This window comes from Nocardiopsis sp. MG754419, assembly GCF_018207095.1.
Classification (GTDB): domain Bacteria; phylum Actinomycetota; class Actinomycetes; order Streptosporangiales; family Streptosporangiaceae; genus Nocardiopsis.
Genome location: NZ_QOCZ01000019.1, coordinates 38,083 through 53,308 on the forward strand (window position 1 = coordinate 38,083; position 15,226 = coordinate 53,308).

At 70.6% G+C, this 15,226-nt stretch carries 13 protein-coding genes; 10 read left to right on the forward strand and 3 right to left on the reverse strand.

Annotated elements, in window-relative coordinates; translation table 11 throughout:
• Nucleotides 1–257 precede the first annotated feature (257 nt).
• Genes purN through DSY14_RS05910 form a run of 3 tightly spaced genes read left to right on the forward strand, consistent with a single transcriptional unit; the run spans nt 258 to nt 3,301 of the window.
• Nucleotides 258–869 carry a phosphoribosylglycinamide formyltransferase gene (gene purN / locus DSY14_RS05900; protein WP_211715447.1) on the forward strand — a complete coding sequence of 204 codons (612 nt, stop codon included), beginning with the start codon at nt 258–260 and terminating at the stop codon, nt 867–869.
• A complete protein-coding gene (gene purH, locus DSY14_RS05905; RefSeq protein ID WP_211715430.1) occupies nt 866–2,431 on the forward strand; it encodes a bifunctional phosphoribosylaminoimidazolecarboxamide formyltransferase/IMP cyclohydrolase in 1,566 nt (521 codons plus the stop codon). The genes purN and purH overlap by 4 nt, the downstream gene beginning before the upstream one ends.
• A 9-nt stretch (nt 2,432–2,440) precedes the next feature.
• Nucleotides 2,441–3,301, forward strand: a complete 861-nt coding sequence (locus DSY14_RS05910) for a bifunctional methylenetetrahydrofolate dehydrogenase/methenyltetrahydrofolate cyclohydrolase (protein WP_211715431.1) — start codon at nt 2,441–2,443, stop codon at nt 3,299–3,301.
• Nucleotides 3,302–3,444: 143 nt separating this feature from the next.
• Here the strand turns inward: DSY14_RS05910 and DSY14_RS05915 are convergent, their stop codons facing one another.
• Nucleotides 3,445–4,047: an FHA domain-containing protein gene (locus DSY14_RS05915; RefSeq protein WP_211715432.1), complete on the reverse strand. Its 603-nt coding sequence runs from the start codon at nt 4,045–4,047 to the stop codon at nt 3,445–3,447.
• 524 nt (nt 4,048–4,571) lie between these two features.
• Here DSY14_RS05915 and DSY14_RS05920 point away from each other — a divergent pair.
• Nucleotides 4,572–4,931 (forward strand): DUF3017 domain-containing protein, encoded by a 360-nt coding sequence (locus tag DSY14_RS05920; protein WP_211715433.1) that lies wholly within the window; start codon nt 4,572–4,574, stop codon nt 4,929–4,931.
• Nucleotides 4,932–5,119: 188 nt separating this feature from the next.
• Nucleotides 5,120–6,337: an NADP-dependent isocitrate dehydrogenase gene (locus tag DSY14_RS05925; protein WP_211715434.1), complete on the forward strand. Its 1,218-nt coding sequence runs from the start codon at nt 5,120–5,122 to the stop codon at nt 6,335–6,337.
• A 641-nt stretch (nt 6,338–6,978) separates the two neighbouring features.
• Here DSY14_RS05925 and DSY14_RS05930 read toward each other — a convergent pair.
• Together DSY14_RS05930 and DSY14_RS05935 are read right to left on the reverse strand one after the other, a co-directional pair.
• Nucleotides 6,979–8,235: an LCP family protein gene (locus DSY14_RS05930; RefSeq protein WP_211715435.1), complete on the reverse strand. Its 1,257-nt coding sequence runs from the start codon at nt 8,233–8,235 to the stop codon at nt 6,979–6,981.
• A 139-nt stretch (nt 8,236–8,374) separates the two neighbouring features.
• A complete protein-coding gene (locus DSY14_RS05935) occupies nt 8,375–9,496 on the reverse strand; it encodes a galactokinase family protein (protein WP_211715436.1) in 1,122 nt (373 codons plus the stop codon).
• 132 nt (nt 9,497–9,628) lie between these two features.
• Here DSY14_RS05935 and DSY14_RS05940 point away from each other — a divergent pair, with 132 nt between their 5' ends.
• From DSY14_RS05940 to DSY14_RS05960, 5 genes are all read left to right on the forward strand, one after another.
• A complete protein-coding gene (locus DSY14_RS05940; protein WP_211715437.1) occupies nt 9,629–10,762 on the forward strand; it encodes a YihY/virulence factor BrkB family protein in 1,134 nt (377 codons plus the stop codon).
• A gap of 135 nt (nt 10,763–10,897) precedes the next feature.
• Complete coding sequence (locus DSY14_RS05945; RefSeq protein WP_211715438.1) at nt 10,898–12,070, forward strand: glutamate--cysteine ligase; 1,173 nt, start codon at nt 10,898–10,900, stop codon at nt 12,068–12,070.
• Nucleotides 12,071–12,101: 31 nt separating this feature from the next.
• Complete coding sequence (locus DSY14_RS05950) at nt 12,102–13,337, forward strand: M20 family metallopeptidase (RefSeq protein ID WP_211715439.1); 1,236 nt, start codon at nt 12,102–12,104, stop codon at nt 13,335–13,337.
• Between the two features lie 117 nt (nt 13,338–13,454).
• Nucleotides 13,455–14,552 (forward strand): adenosine deaminase, encoded by a 1,098-nt coding sequence (locus DSY14_RS05955; RefSeq protein WP_211715440.1) that lies wholly within the window; start codon nt 13,455–13,457, stop codon nt 14,550–14,552.
• Nucleotides 14,552–15,199, forward strand: coding sequence for a PH domain-containing protein (locus DSY14_RS05960; protein WP_211715448.1), 648 nt, complete (start codon nt 14,552–14,554; stop codon nt 15,197–15,199). Before DSY14_RS05955 ends, DSY14_RS05960 begins: the two co-directional genes overlap by 1 nt.
• The last annotated feature ends 27 nt before the right edge of the window (nt 15,200–15,226 follow it).

The following is a 15,226-nucleotide window of genomic DNA, read 5'->3' on the forward strand; positions in this document are numbered from 1 at the left end:
CGTGGACCGCTTCCACCGTGGCGGAACCGGGGGATCGTCGTGTGCGCGGGTGGTACTCAAGGTCCGCGTGGGGTAGACGCTACCCGGACCGATAGGGTGGGGACGCGGACGGGTCCACTGGACCCAGGCCCGGTATCTGGACCGGGTGTACGCGATTCCCGGATGCTGCGCCGTCCCCCGGCGCCCCCGGGAGTGGGGGCCGTGGCCCCCGCACCGTTCTTCTACACATGAGGGAGAAGCACGCTTTGTCCGCGCGAGTGGTGGTACTCATATCGGGGACGGGCAGCAACATGGCCGCCCTGATGGAGGCCGCGAAGGACCCCGCCTACGGGGCCGAGATCGTCGCCGTCGGTACGGATCGTGAGGGAACCCGCGGGATCGAGTTGGCCCGGGCCGCCGGTGTTCCCACGTTCGTGGTCCCCTTCCGCGACTACACCGACCGTTCCGCCTGGGACACGGCGATGTCCGACCGGATCGCCGAACACGAACCCGACCTGGTCGTGTCCGCGGGCTTCATGCGCATCCTCGGACCCGCCGTGGTCGGTCGCCACCAGGCCGTCAACATCCACCCGGCGCTGCTGCCCTCCTTCCCCGGCGCGCACGCCGTCCGCGACGCGCTCGCCCATGGTGTCCGTATCACCGGCACCACCATCCACTTCCTCGACGAGGGCGTCGACTCCGGTCCGATCATCGACCAGGTCGCGGTACCCGTCGAGGACGGCGACGACGAGTCCGGGCTCCACGAGCGGATCAAGATCGTGGAGCGGCGGATGCTGGTCGACACGGTCGGCCGGCTCGCCCGCGAGGGCTGGACCATCGACGGCAGGCACGTGCGGTTCGGCCGCACCGACACAGAGGAGAACCGGTGACCCAGCAGCCCATCAGGCGTGCGTTGATCAGTGTGTACGACAAGACCGGCCTGACGGAGCTGGGCGCCGGCCTGGCGGAGGCCGGGGTGGAGATCGTCTCCACCGGCTCCACCGCCGCCACTCTCACCGAGGCCGGCGTGGCCGTCACCCCGGTCGAGTCCGTCACGGGTTTCCCCGAGATCATGGAGGGCCGGGTCAAGACCCTCCACCCCGCCGTCCACGCGGGACTGCTCGCCGACCAGGGCAACCCCGCCCACGTGGCCACGATCGACGACCTGGGCATCGCCCCGTTCGACCTGGTGGTGGTCAACCTCTACCCCTTCTCCGACACCGTGGCCTCCGGCGCCTCCGTGGCCGACTGCATCGAGAAGATCGACATCGGCGGCCCGGCCATGGTCCGGGCCTCGGCCAAGAACCACGGCAGTGTGGCGATCGTGGTCGACCCCGGCGCCTACGACTCCGTCCTGGAGGCCGTGCGCGACGGCGGTTTCACCCTCGACCGGCGCAAGGCACTGGCGGGTCGCGCCTTCCAGCACACCGCCGCCTACGACGCCGCGGTCGCCGACTGGTTCGCCTCCGCCTACGCCCCCGACGCCGAGGCGGCGGAGACCGGCTGGCCGGACTTCCGCGCCTCCGTGTACACCCGCCAGGACGCCCTGCGCTACGGGGAGAACCCGCACCAGAAGGCCGCGCTGTACACCGAGGTCGGTGCCGGCGGTGGGCTGGCGGGCGCCGAGCAGCTGCACGGCAAGGCCATGTCGTACAACAACTACGTCGACGCCGACGCCGCCCTGCGCGCCGCCTACGACTTCGACGAGCCCTGCGTGGCCATCATCAAGCACGCCAACCCCTGCGGCATCGCCGTGGGCGCCGACAACACCGAGGCCCACCGCAAGGCGCACGCCTCCGACCCGGTGTCCGCGTTCGGCGGCGTGATCGCCACCAACCGTGAGGTGGGGGGCGAGCTCGCCGCGCAGATCGCCGAGATCTTCACCGAGGTCGTCGTCGCCCCGGCCTTCACCGACGAGGCCGTGGCGACCCTGTCCCGCAAGAAGAACATCCGTCTGCTGGTCGTCGCCGACCAGGAGCGGGGGCCGCGTCGGGAGGCCCGCGGGATCAGCGGTGGCCTGTTGGTCCAGGACACCGACGTCATCGACGCCCCCGGTGACGACCCCGCCACGTGGACCCTGGCCACCGGCACCCCCGCCGACGAGGCCACCCTCGCCGACCTGGCCTTCGCGTGGAGGTCCGTGCGCGCGGTCAAGTCCAACGCGATCCTCCTGGCCTCCGGCGGCGCCACCGTCGGCGTGGGCATGGGGCAGGTCAACCGGGTCGACTCCGCCCGTCTGGCCGTCTCCCGGGCCGCCGAGCGGGTGAAGGGCTCGGTCGCCGCCAGCGACGCGTTCTTCCCGTTCGCCGACGGTCTGGAGATCCTCACCGAGGCCGGGGTGCGCGCGGTCGTCCAGCCGGGTGGTTCCGTCCGCGACGCCGAGGTCGTCGCCGCGGCCGAGGCCGCCGGCGTGACCATGTACTTCACCGGCACCCGCCACTTCTTCCACTAGGAGCCACGCATGAGCGCGATCGTTCTCGACGGAAAGGCCGTCGCGAAGTCCATCAGGGAGGACCTGGCCGGGCGGGTGGCCGCGCTGCACGCCCGCGGCGTCACCCCGGGCCTGGGCACCGTGCTGGTCGGGGACGACCCGGGCAGCCACTCCTACGTGCGCGGCAAGCACCGTGATTGCGCCCAGGTGGGCATCGCCAGCATCCGCCGCGACCTGCCGGCGGACGCCACCCAGGAGGACGTGGAGCGCGCGGTCCACGAACTCAACCAGGACCCCGCCTGCACCGGCTACATCGTGCAGCTGCCGCTGCCCAAGGGCCTGGACGAGGGACGCGTGCTGGACCTCATCGACCCGACCAAGGACGCCGACGGTCTCCAACCGACCAACCTGGGCCGGCTCGTCCTCATGGAGGAGGCCCCGCTGCCGTGCACCCCGCGCGGCATCGTGGAGCTGCTGCGCCGCTACGAGGTGCCGATCAAGGGCGCCGAGGTCGTCGTGGTGGGCCGTGGCGTGACGGTGGGGCGCCCCCTCGGGCTGCTGCTCACCCGCCGCTCGGAGAACGCCACCGTGACCCTGTGCCACACCGGCACCCGTGACCTCGCCGAGCACACCCGCAAGGCGGACATCATCGTCGCCGGCGCGGGCGTGCCCGGGCTCCTCACCCCGGACATGGTCAAGCCCGGCGCTGCCGTGCTGGACGTGGGCGTCTCACGGACCGACGCCGGGTTGGTCGGAGACGTGGCCCCCGGTGTGGACGAGGTCGCCGGTCACCTGTCGCCGAACCCCGGCGGTGTGGGACCGATGACCCGCGCGATGCTGCTGGTCAACGTGGTCGAGGCCGCCGAACGACAGGCCGGTCCGTCCGTTTGAACCCTGCCGGTGCCCGGTGCCGCTCCTCGACGGAGCGGCACCGGGCACCGTGCATTCGGGCACCCAAGGTCCCCGCCGTGCCGCGAGGCGCCCGAATCACGGGCCGGAGCGCGGCGCAGGCCCCGAGGGAACACGGCCCCGGCTCACCCGGCCCGTCGTGCCTGCCCCACGGGCATCGGGCGCACCAGGCCCAGGGCCACGACCTCGTTGGCCAGCCGGGTGCGTCGGTTCTGCCCCTCGGGGATGCGGAACTTCTGGTACAGCCGCAGCAGGTGCTGTTTGACCGCGGCCTCGGTGACCACCAGGGCCTCGGCGATGTCGCGGGCCGTGGCGGGGGCCACGAACGCCTCCTCGGAGAGGGCCGGACGGCACAAGGCGGTGAGCACGTCCAGTTCCCGGCGGGTCAGCTCCGGAGCGGCGCCGCGCCGCAGCACCTTGTCCGGGCTCAGTTGCTCCTTGGGCAGTCCACCGACCCGGCAGCGCGCCGTGCCGAAACTCACCACGTCGCCCTCCTCCAGGACCCGTCGGGCGATGGGCCGGCCGTTGACGCGTGTTCCGTTGCGGGACAGACCCAGGTCCACCACGTAGACGTAGGGCCCGCGGCGGATGAGTTCGGCGTGCAACTGCGAGACGCTCTGGTCGTCGAGCCGGACGTCCGCGCCCTCACCGCGGCCGACGGTGGTGACCTCGGCGGAGAGCGGGCAGACGTCCCCGGTCTCCTCGACCCGGAGGTAGGGACCCTCCACGGTGACTCCTCCCGTGCCGGTCATGCGCGGTCGGTGCGAATGGGGGCGGCGGTGCGAGAAGGGGGACTGTCGTGGGGTGGCGGTTCGATCGACACGTCGCGTGGGCTTCATGGGGGGTCCTCGCTCACCGGTGCACTCATCCCTGACTGGGTTACCCGGCTGGTACATGTTCTACGCGCTTACTTCGGAGTTAGACGGATAAGGCGCGGAAATACGGTCTTGTGACCGAACCGGATTGGGAAACGGACGCGCCCTCGACCCGAGGGCGACGAGTCCGTTTCGGTGAGGTCTGAGGTGTCGGTGGGGGCGGACACTACAATGGGCGCGGTCCCTCCCGGCGGTGGAACCCGATCTCAGCGAGGATCGACCGGAGCCGCCAGGAACACGAGCCACGGGGGAGTGTCGTCCGGTTTCGGACAGTGTCCTTCCCCTCGGGTGGTCGATCCGTCCCGAACGCCGGGGGAGACCGTGAGGACGAGCCGCGCGGCGGCTGAACAACCCGGAAGCGAACAGGTCGGTACGCGGTGAACGACGCGGGGCAGGCTGAGGTGGCGGAGTCGGACGAGAAGGCACCCGACGACGGCGGGGGCGGTAGGGGCACACCACGGCCGAAGGTGCCGTACTGGCTCTCCCAGGTGCCCTACGCCCTCGTGCTGTCCACTCTGGCGGCGGGGATCGTGGTCGTGGCCGCGGCCTACTTCAAACGAGGGCCGGCCATCATCGCCGGTGCGCTCCTGCTCGCCGCGACCTTCCGACTGTTCCTGCCCAAGGACTGGATCGGCCTGTTGGCGGTGCGCCGTCGGTGGGTCGACCTGGCCACGCTGGTGACCCTCGCGGTGCTGCTCATCGTGCTGGCCTGGGTGGCGCCGCAACTCTCCTCATGAGCGTCTAATAAGCTTGATGTCGAGATACCTCGACACCGATACAAGCACCGCCTCCCCGGGTGGCACGGACACCGGGCGGGATCAGGGGATCGCCGTGCGCGTGGAGCATCCGACACCGGACATCGACCGGTCCGGGGCTCCGGGCGGCACGAGGCGGTAGCGAAGACTGAAGGGACAGCCACACAGCCATGGCCAAGATCAAGGTCGAGAACCCCGTAGTCGAGCTCGACGGCGACGAGATGACCCGGATCATCTGGTCCTTCATCAAGGACCGACTGATCCTTCCGTACCTCGACGTCGACCTCAAGTACTACGACCTGGGCATCGAGGAGCGCGACCGCACCGACGACCAGATCACCGTCGACGCCGCGAACGCCATCAAGGAGCACGGCGTCGGCGTCAAGTGCGCCACCATCACGCCCGACGAGGCCCGGGTCGAGGAGTTCGGCCTCAAGAAGATGTGGCGGTCGCCCAACGGCACCATCCGCAACATCCTCGGCGGGGTCGTCTTCCGCGAGCCCATCATCTGTGAGAACGTGCCGCGGCTGGTGCCGGGCTGGACCAAGCCGGTCATCATCGGCCGTCACGCCCACGGCGACCAGTACAAGGCCACCGACTTCAAGGTCCCCGGCCCCGGTACGGTCACCATGACCTACACCCCGGCCGACGGCAGCCAGCCCGTCGAGTTCGACATCGCCGAGTTCCCCGAGGCCGGCGGCGTCGCGATGGGCATGTACAACTTCCGGCGGTCCATCGAGGACTTCGCCCGCGCCAGCCTGAACTACGGCCTGGACCGCAACTACCCGGTCTACATGTCGACCAAGAACACGATCCTCAAGGCCTACGACGGCATGTTCAAGGACGTGTTCGAGGAGATCTTCGAGAACGAGTTCAAGGACGAGTTCGCCGCCGCGGGCCTGACCTACGAGCACCGCCTCATCGACGACATGGTCGCCGCCGCGCTCAAGTGGGACGGCGGCTACGTCTGGGCCTGCAAGAACTACGACGGTGACGTCCAGTCCGACACCGTGGCCCAGGGCTTCGGTTCGCTCGGCCTGATGACCTCCGTGCTGCGCACCGCCGACGGCCGCACCGTCGAGGCCGAGGCCGCCCACGGCACCGTGACCCGTCACTACCGCCAGCACCAGCAGGGCAAGCCCACCTCGACCAACCCGATCGCCTCCATCTACGCGTGGACCCGCGGTCTGGAGCACCGGGGCAAGCTGGACAACACCCCGAAGGTCGTCGAGTTCGCCAACACCCTCGAGGACGTCGTCATCAAGACCGTCGAGGGCGGCCAGATGACCAAGGACCTCGCGCTGCTGGTCGGCGGCGACCAGGAGTGGCTCACCACCGAGCAGTTCCTCGCCGCGCTGGACGAGAACCTGAGCAAGCGCCTCGCCTAGTCACGAGCCGTCGATCCTCGCGGGGGCGTCATGAGCCGACGCCCGCGGTGAGATCCCGGTCACGCCCGGGTGTCCCCATGGGGGCGCCCGGGCTTCGTCGTGTCGGGGGTGTCCGGTGCTTCGGTGGGGAGAGACGCGCGGAACGCCGCCTTCGTGTGGGTTCGTGCCGGCGCCTCGGGTCAACTTTCCCGGGGCGTTTCCCGTGTTCGGGTCCCACGGGAAGAGCGGCGGTGGGAGGATGACGGAGGCGGGAGAGAGTTCCCGCACCTAGTGCGACGTATGACACGTGCACACGATTCGCACCTTTGATGAACTTTGACCTATGGTGGAGTCACGCCGGTGCGAACCGGCAGGCCAGAGCGGGTTTCACGCCCCTCGGCCACCACGAGCCGACGTGCCGGCCGTGCGCCCGCTGGGGGGTAGGCGCGCACAGTACGGAACGTCACGAAGAAGGGCCCGTCACTCCGGTGACGGGCCCTTCGCCTTTCTCCACCCCCGCCGCTCGACCCCGCCTCGCACCCGGTGCCCTCGCACGGTCCGGGCGGGCCCACACGACGCCGGCCCCCGCACCGGCCGGGGGTGTTCTCCCCAAGGGCGGTGACGGGGGCCGGCGGCACGGAGCGACGGACCCGTCGGCGTGGTCAGTCCTGCATGGCCTCCTCGGGGATGGGGTCGCCCTCGCGCATGGCGTCGAACATCAGCTCCGACCTGCCCTCGTCCCACAGCACGACCGAGCCCACACCGTCCAGGGTGGGGGTGTCGCCGACCGGCACGGCGGTGGTCTGGGTGCCGCCGCGCATGGCCAGCATCATCGTCGCCAGGTGGCGCAGCTTGTCGCCCTCGTCGACCATGAAGGTGTCGGTGCCGGCGAGCACCAGCGGCACCGCCTTGAAGGGGTTGAACATCGTCGAGGGTGCGCTCGACTCCTGGATCAGCGCCGAGAAGAACTCGCGCTGGCGCTGGATCCGGTCGAGGTCGGCGCGGGGCGTGGCACGCGTACGGACGTAGCCCAGGGCCGTGCCGCCGTCCATCTCCTGGCACCCGGCCTCGATGTCCAGACCCGCCTTCGGATCCACCATCGGCTCCTCGGGGCACAGCTCCACGCCGCCGACGGCGTCCACCAGGTCGACGAAGCCGCCCATGCCGATCTCCACGTAGTGGTCGATCCGGACACCGGAGGCCTGCTCGAAGGACTGGACGAGCGGCGCGGGACCACCACAGACCTCCTCGCCGTCCTCACCGGTACCGCACACGGAGTCGGCGAACGCGGTGTTGATCTTGTTGTCGGCGTATCCGGGGATGGCCATCGGCACGTAGGAGTCGCGGGGCACGCTCACGATCGTGGGCTCGCCGTCCCCGCGCGGCATGTACAGGATCATGATCGTGTCGGTGCGGCGGCCCTCGGCGCGACCGGTCGCCAGCTCCTGGATCTGGTCGTCGTCCAGGCCGTCACGGCTGTCGGACCCCACGATCATGTAGGTGGTGCCCCGGGCGCGGTCCGGTCGGCCGTCGTAGTCCTGCAGGGCCTCGACCCGTTCCAGCCGGGAGTTCGCCCACAGGTAGAAGCCCGTGGGCAGCAGCAGGACCAGTGCCAACACGATGATCGCGGTGTTGCGGAAGCGCTTCCGGCGCTGTTCCTTGGCGCGGCGCTTGATGCCGCGTCCGTCGTACTCGCGTCCCTCACTGTGGGTGGGGCGTCTGCGGGGGCGGTGCGGCGGCACCTGGTCGGCGGGGGGCAGCCTCCGTGTCTCGCCGACCACGCGCTGCTCGGACTCACGGGAGCGGTAGAGCTTCTCGAAGGCGTCCGGCTTGTCCGGATTGCCGGATCGCCGGAACACGCCGGCCCGGTCGTGCTCGCCGGTCGAGCCGGGTTCTCCCCGATGTCGTCGGTCAGCCATGGAATCGCCTATCTGCTCCGCGCCGTGTGTCGCTCTACAGGACCTTCGTCCTTTGTGATCGCTGACAGGGTAGTCCGGTTCGATTCGATCCCCGTCAAGGAGTCGGGACGGTGGAACCGGACGCTCCCACGCGAGGGGATCAGTCCACCCGGCGGGCCCCCTCGGCGGGCACCGCCACCCGGACCCGGGGCTCGGGGCGCCCCCGACCTCGGAAGGCCTCGCGGACCCCCGCGGCGACGTCCTCCACCCGGTCCGACGGGACCAGGGCGAAGGCGGTTCCCGCCCATCCGGTCATGCGGGCGCCCCGGGCCCCCGACCGGGCGGCCGCCTCCACCGCGGCCTCCACGGTGCGCAGGGGCAGGTCGAACCCGCGCAGGGACAGGTGCGAGGCGGACAGGACGGGTCCCACCTCGCCGCACCGGTCGGTCCGCAGCAGGCCGACCGTCGCGTTGAGACGGTGGATCTCGGTGGCGGCGAACTCCACCCGCTCGCGCAGCACGGGGTGCTGGATCCCGCGCAGGGTCGCCGGCAGGTCCTGGATGGAGCGGAGCGGACCGAGCAGCTCCTCCGCCCGGGTCAGTTCCGCCGCGCGCGTCGGGCGCGGGTCGCGCCGGGGGAGCGCGCCGGTGTCCATGACGACCAGGCGCAGGTCGGCCGCGGTCAGGTCGAACGGGAACAAGGCCGCGCGTCCACTGCCCTGGTTCACCCGCACGACCTGTCCGGACCGCGCGGTCAGGCACACCCGACGGGCCACCGGCAGGTCCTCGGGCAGGTCGGCCCCGGCCAGATCGGCCAGGGCGAGGGTCACGGCGGCGCCCAGCGCCGCGGCGTACCCCAACGAGGAGTGGGCGGGCAGGTCCGCGCCGAACACGACTCGCAGCCCCTGTCCGTCGCTCAGGAGACCGCAGGCGCGGGCGGAGGCGGCGACGGACTCCACCTCGCGGGCTGCGCGATGCCGCTCGCTCAGCGGCCCGTGGGGCGTCGCCGTCCGCGTGCGCCCGTCCTCGGTCGGTCCGACCGCCGCGGTCACCCCCCACGGCAGGGCGGCGAACAGGGCGGGACCACCGATGGCCGCGGTCTGTTCGCCCATGAGCGCGAGACGCCCCGGCGCGTGCCACAGCCCCGCCGGCTCGGTGCCGAACCACTTCACGAACCCGGCGTTCAACGAGGCCGGTCCCGGCGCCGCCCCCGGCCACGACCCGACCGGACCACCGTCGCGCGCCCCCAGCACCGCGCGCACCCGCGCCTCGGTGACACCCACGTCCCGACCCCCGTCATCTCGGTGAACTCCGGGTTCAAGTTTGCCGTGGGTTCGGTACCACCCGGGCGTGGGGTTTTCCCCACCCCACCCGGGGGGTTTAGGTTGGCGCTCGATCAAGGAGGATGCGAACGCATGGCGGCACTGTCGGAACGGGCCGGGGAAGCGGCCCTTCGTTACCGGAACCTGGCGATGGACACCTACTGGGAGCTACGGCGCCGGTACCCGTTCTTCGACCACCTGGTGCGGGCCGCCGAGCGGTACTCGGATCGCAACGGCAGCCAGTTGGCGGGGGCGGTCACCTACTTCGCCTTCCTGTCGTTCTTCCCGCTCCTGGCGTTGGCCTTCGCGGTCGTGGGTTTCCTGGCGGCGCAGGAGGTGGAGCTCACCCGGTACCTGGAGCAGGCGCTGGACGAGGTGCTGCCGGGACTGTCCCAGCAGTTGCCGATGGAACAGATCGCCGACGCCCGGGTCGGCGCGAGCGTCATCGGCGCGCTCGGTCTGCTGTACGCGGGCCTGAACGCCGTGTCGTACCTGCGGCAGGCGCTCCACTCGATCTGGTTGAAGAGCCTGAGACAGGGCCCCAACTACCTGCTCCGCAAAATGGGCGACCTGGTGTTCATGCTCGGACTCGGCATCGCGCTGCTGTTCACGGTCGCCTTCACCAGCGTCATGCAGAACGCGACGGTCTGGCTCCTGTCGTTGGTGGGCCTGGACGGGTCGTTGCCGGCCAACCTCGCGTTGCGCCTCCTGGCGCTGGTGATCGCGATCGGCGTGAACATGTTCCTGTTCCTGCTCGTGTTCGCGTTGCTGTCGGGGGCGGGCCGGCCCACCCGGGCGATGTGGCGCGGCGCGCTGCTCGGCGCGGTGGGGTTCGAGGTGCTCAAGAACCTGGCGGCGACCCTGCTGGCGGGCACGCTCAGCAACCCGCTCTACGCGTCCTTCGCGGTCCTGGTCGGTCTGCTGGTGTGGATCAACCTGGTGATGCGCGTGGTGCTGTTCAGCGCCGCGTGGACGGCGACCTGGCTGCCGCTGCCGCCGCCGTACACCGGGTCCCTGCCGTTGCCGGAGGAGACCGGTGTCGAGTGGACCCGGTCGATCCCGGTGCTGCGTCCGAGCGAGCGGGACCTGGCGGAGCGTCGGTGGGCCCGGCGGGTCCTGGCCGTGGGGCTGTCGCTGGTGGGCGCCACGGTGGCCGCGGTGGGTGCCGCGTCCTTGCTGGGCCGTGGATCGGACGAGGTCGAGGGCCGGAAAAGTTCTGTTCGGTGAATTCCTCCGTTTATTGATCGTTGAGTCCGTATGCGTAACGCTTACGGTGGGTAGTGCTCCCGTGTCCCGGTCGACCGGCGCGCCGGGCCGAGTGGTGCGACGGCCGACCGGTCGTCCACACCTTGCGGAGGGCAGATGGGAATCGCATTCAAGTCGTCCGAGCGTGCGACCTTAGGCGTGGAGTGGGAACTCCAGATCGTCGATCGCAACAGCCGCCACCTGCGACAGGAGGCACAACAACTCCTCGCTGATCTCCCCGATCTCAGTACGGACGCGGCCGTTCCACCGTTGCGCCACGAACTCATGCAGTCCCAGGTGGAGGTGGTGACGGGGATCTGCGAGACGGTGGACGAGGCCAAACGGGACCTGGCCCGCAACGTCGGTCGGATGCAGGAGGTGTTGGGGCCACGCGACGCCCTCCTGACCTGCTCGGGTACCCATCCGATGGACGACTGGAGGGACCAGAGCCTCAGCCCCGGTGAGCGCTACCACGAACTCGTCGAGCAGATGCAGTGGCTGGCGCGGCGCATCCTCACCTGCGGGGTCCACGTGCACGTCGGCGTGCGCGATCAGGAGAAGGCCATTCCGATCGTGAACGCGCTCGCGAAGTACATCCCTCATTTCCTCGCTTTGAGCGCTTCGTCCCCTTTCTGGGGCGGCTACGACACGGGGCTCGCCTCCGCGCGGTCCATCGTTTTCGGAGCGCTCCCCACCAGCGGGCCGCCGCCGAACCTCTCCGGGTGGCCCGCTTTCGAGGAATACCTCGAAACCCTTCACCGGGCAGGTACCATCACCTCTATCAAGGAAGTGTGGTGGGACATCCGTCCACACCCGGATTTCGGCACCATCGAGATCCGGATGTTCGACGGGATTCCCACCTTGCGCGAAGTGGGAATGGCCGCCGCTCTCTCCCAGAGTCTGGTGGAGCTGTTCGATCACCAGCTCGACCGCGGGTACGGCTTGCCCAGCCCGCCGTCCTGGGTGGTGAAGGACAACAAGTGGCGGGCCACCCGCTACGGACTCGACGCTCGTGTCATCACGGACGCACACGGAACCACCGTTCCGATCCGCGACGACCTGTACGAGCTGGTCCGCGAGTTGACCCCGGTCGCCGCCCGCCTGGGCTGCGCGGAGGACCTGGACCTGATCTCCGAGATCCTGGACAAGGGCGCCTCCTACGAACGCCAGCGGGCGGTCGTCTCCCAGGGCGGTTCGCTCCAGGACGTCGTGGATCTCCTGGCGGCCGAGTTCGTCGCGGACCCCACACGCGCCACGGTCGGCGTCGGCGACGGAGCCGGTGTGCGATAACGACGGGCGAAGTAGTAGAGGGGACCCTCCAATGCGGGGACGTGACCTGCCGGAACAGTTGACCGCTTTTCTGGCGCGCCATGAACGGGAGCTCACGGGCTTCCGCCGGGACCTGCACATGCACCCGGAGCTCGCGTTCGCGGAGCACCGCACCACGGGTCGACTCGCCGAACGCCTACGCGCGGTCGGACTACAACCCAAGGAACTCCCCCAGGGCACCGGTCTGATCTGCGACGTCGGCGACGGTCCGGGCCCCCTCGTCGCCCTGCGCGCCGACATCGACGCGCTCCCCCTGACCGATGAGAAGGACGTCCCCTACCACTCCACCGTCCCGGGCGTCGCGCACGCCTGCGGACACGACGTGCACACCACGGTCCTGCTGGCCACGGGGATCTTCCTCGCCCAGCAGGCCCGTGCGGGTGCGCTGCCCGGCCGTGTGCGACTCTTCTTCCAGCCCGCCGAGGAGCTTCCCGGCGGGGCGGTGGAGGTGGTCGACGCGGGCGGCATGGAGGGCGTGGAACGCGTCTTCGCCCTGCACTGCGACCCCCGTCTCATGGTCGGCAAGGTCGGCTTGCGCACCGGCGGCATCACCGCCGCCTGCGACCAGCTCATGGTCCGCCTGTCCGGCCCCGGTGGGCACACCGCCCGTCCGCACCTGACCTCCGACCTCGTCTACGCGCTGGGCAAGGTCGTCACCGAACTGCCCGCCGCGCTGTCCCGACGCATCGACCCGCGGGCCGGGTTCAGCCTGGTCTGGGGTCGGGTCAGCGCCGGTTCGGCCCCCAACGTCATCCCCGACGACGCCGTGGCCGAGGGCACGGTGCGCTGCCTGGACGACGAGGCCTGGCACCAGGCCCCCGACATCGTCAAGGGCCTGGTGGAGTCGGTGGCCGGCGCCTACGGGGCCGACGCCGAGGTCACCTACCGTCGTGGGGTGCCGCCCACCATCAACGAGGCCACCAGCGTCGACATCATGCGTGAGGCCGTCACCCTGGCCCTGGGCGCCGACGCGGTCGCCGCCACCCCGCAGAGCCTGGGCGGCGAGGACTTCGCCTGGTACCTGGAGCACGCGCCCGGCGCACTGGCCCGGCTGGGCACCCACTCCCCGGACTGGGACGGGCCCATGCTCGACCTGCACCGGGGCACCTTCGACGTGGACGAGCGCGCCATCGGCGTGGGCACGCGCTTCATGGTCACCACCGCCCTCACCGCGCTGTGGGACATCACCCGCGAGGGCCTGCACGCGGACCGGGAGGCACTGGCCTGAGCCGGCCGCGTCCGTCCTCGGCGGCGCTCCCGCCCGGATCAGGGGCTTCTGCCGGATTCTCGGCAACTTCGTGTCGCCGTGTCGGGTCCGCTCGCGCCCCAATGGCATCCTGAGTGCATGAACCAGCCACTCACTGTCGAACAGATCCGACGCGCGCCCAAGGTGCTCCTGCACGACCACCTCGACGGCGGCCTCCGTCCGTCCACGGTGGTCGAACTGGCCCGCGAGTCGGGTTACACGGGACTGCCCACCCACGACCCGGTGGAGCTGGGTCGGTGGTTCCGCGACGCCTCCGATTCCGGTTCGCTGGAGCGGTACCTGGAGACCTTCGCGCACACCACGGCGGTCATGCAGTCCCGTGAGGCCCTGGTGCGGGTCGCCGCGGAGGCGGCCGAGGACCTCGCGGCCGACGGTGTGGTCTACGCCGAGCAGCGCTACGCCCCCGAACAGCACCTGGAGGGCGGGCTCACCTTGGAGGAGGTCGTCGAGGCCGTCCAGGAAGGGCTGGAACTGGGGGAGAAGCGCGCCGCCGACGCCGGTCGGACCATCCGCACCGGTCAGTTGGTGACCGCCATGCGCCACGCGGCCCGCTCCTCGGAGATCGCCGAACTGGCGGTCCGCTACCGCGACGCCGGGGTGTCCGGTTTCGACATCGCGGGCGCGGAGGCCGGCAACCCGCCCACCCGTCACCTGGACGCGTTCGAGTACCTGCGCCGCGAGAACTTCCACTTCACGATCCACGCCGGCGAGGCGTTCGGGCTGCCCTCCATCTGGGAGGCGCTCCAGTGGTGCGGTTGCGACCGCCTCGGCCACGGCGTGCGCATCATCGACGACATCACCGTCGAGGAGAACGGCGTGCCCCGTCTGGGTCGGCTGGCCCAGTACGTGCGCGACAAGCGCGTGCCGCTGGAGATGTGCCCCAGCTCCAACATCCAGACCGGCGCCGCCTCGTCCATCGCCGAGCACCCGATCGGGCTGCTGCGCGACCTGCGCTTCCGCGTGACCGTCAACACCGACAACCGCCTTCAGAGCGGTATCACCCTGTCGGAGGAGTTCGCCAAGCTCAGCGAGGCGTTCGACTACGACTGGGACGACCTCCAGTGGTTCACGGTCAACGCCATGAAGTCCGCGTTCCTGCCGTTCGACCAGCGCCTGGCGCTCATCAACGGCATCATCAAGCCCGGGTTCGCGCAGTTGAAGTGGGCGACGCGCTGATGGCCGAGGGCGGCGACGGCGCCCGGAGCGCCACCGTCACGCACGCCTCCACCGGCTCCCGGGTGCTGGCGATCGTCTGGATCGTCATCGCGGTCCTGCTGCTGGTGGACCTCGTCCTGCGGGGCACCGACCGGACGGCCTGGATCGCCGGGTCGGTGCTGTTGGTGACCATCGCGGGCGTCCACCTGGCCTGGTTGCGCCCCCGGGTCGTCTCCACCCCGCGCGGCATCCGCATGGTCAACCCCGTGCGGGAGATCTTCGTCCCGTGGTCGGCCGTGGTGTGGGTGGACGTGGTGGACGTGCTGCGGGTGCACACCGCCGAGGGCGTGTACCGCTCCTGGCCCCTGCGGGAGACCAAACGGTCCAAGGTCCGGGAGAACCTGCGCCGCGAGTCGGGTTACCTCGACCCCGGGGACGACGGGGATCCGACGACGATGCGGCCGGTGGAGCTGGTCGCGCGGGAACTGCGTCAGGACGCCGAGCGCTACAAGGCGCGTCCATTGAGCGGCCCCATCAAGGAGATCGACGAGGAGGGCCCGGCCGCGCTGGGGGCCGAGGACCGACCGCAGACGATGGTGCCGTTGGAGGTCATCGTCATCGGCGTGGCCGCCGTGGTCCAGTTCCTGGCGGTCCTCCTGCTGACCTGAGCCCTCGACGGTCCCACCCCCCCACGG

What these genes read in the sequence shown, in the direction of transcription:
- DSY14_RS05910 (WP_211715431.1), top strand. Translation starts at nt 2,441, where the DNA reads ATGAGCGCGATCGTTCTCGACGGAAAGGCCGTCGCGAAGTCCATCAGG.
- DSY14_RS05925 (WP_211715434.1), top strand. Translation starts at nt 5,120, where the DNA reads ATGGCCAAGATCAAGGTCGAGAACCCCGTAGTCGAGCTCGACGGCGAC.
- DSY14_RS05930 (WP_211715435.1), bottom strand. Translation starts at nt 8,235, where the DNA reads ATGGCTGACCGACGACATCGGGGAGAACCCGGCTCGACCGGCGAGCAC.
- DSY14_RS05940 (WP_211715437.1), top strand. Translation starts at nt 9,629, where the DNA reads ATGGCGGCACTGTCGGAACGGGCCGGGGAAGCGGCCCTTCGTTACCGG.
- DSY14_RS05945 (WP_211715438.1), top strand. Translation starts at nt 10,898, where the DNA reads ATGGGAATCGCATTCAAGTCGTCCGAGCGTGCGACCTTAGGCGTGGAG.
- DSY14_RS05950 (WP_211715439.1), top strand. Translation starts at nt 12,102, where the DNA reads ATGCGGGGACGTGACCTGCCGGAACAGTTGACCGCTTTTCTGGCGCGC.
- DSY14_RS05955 (WP_211715440.1), top strand. Translation starts at nt 13,455, where the DNA reads ATGAACCAGCCACTCACTGTCGAACAGATCCGACGCGCGCCCAAGGTG.
- DSY14_RS05960 (WP_211715448.1), top strand. Translation starts at nt 14,552, where the DNA reads ATGGCCGAGGGCGGCGACGGCGCCCGGAGCGCCACCGTCACGCACGCC.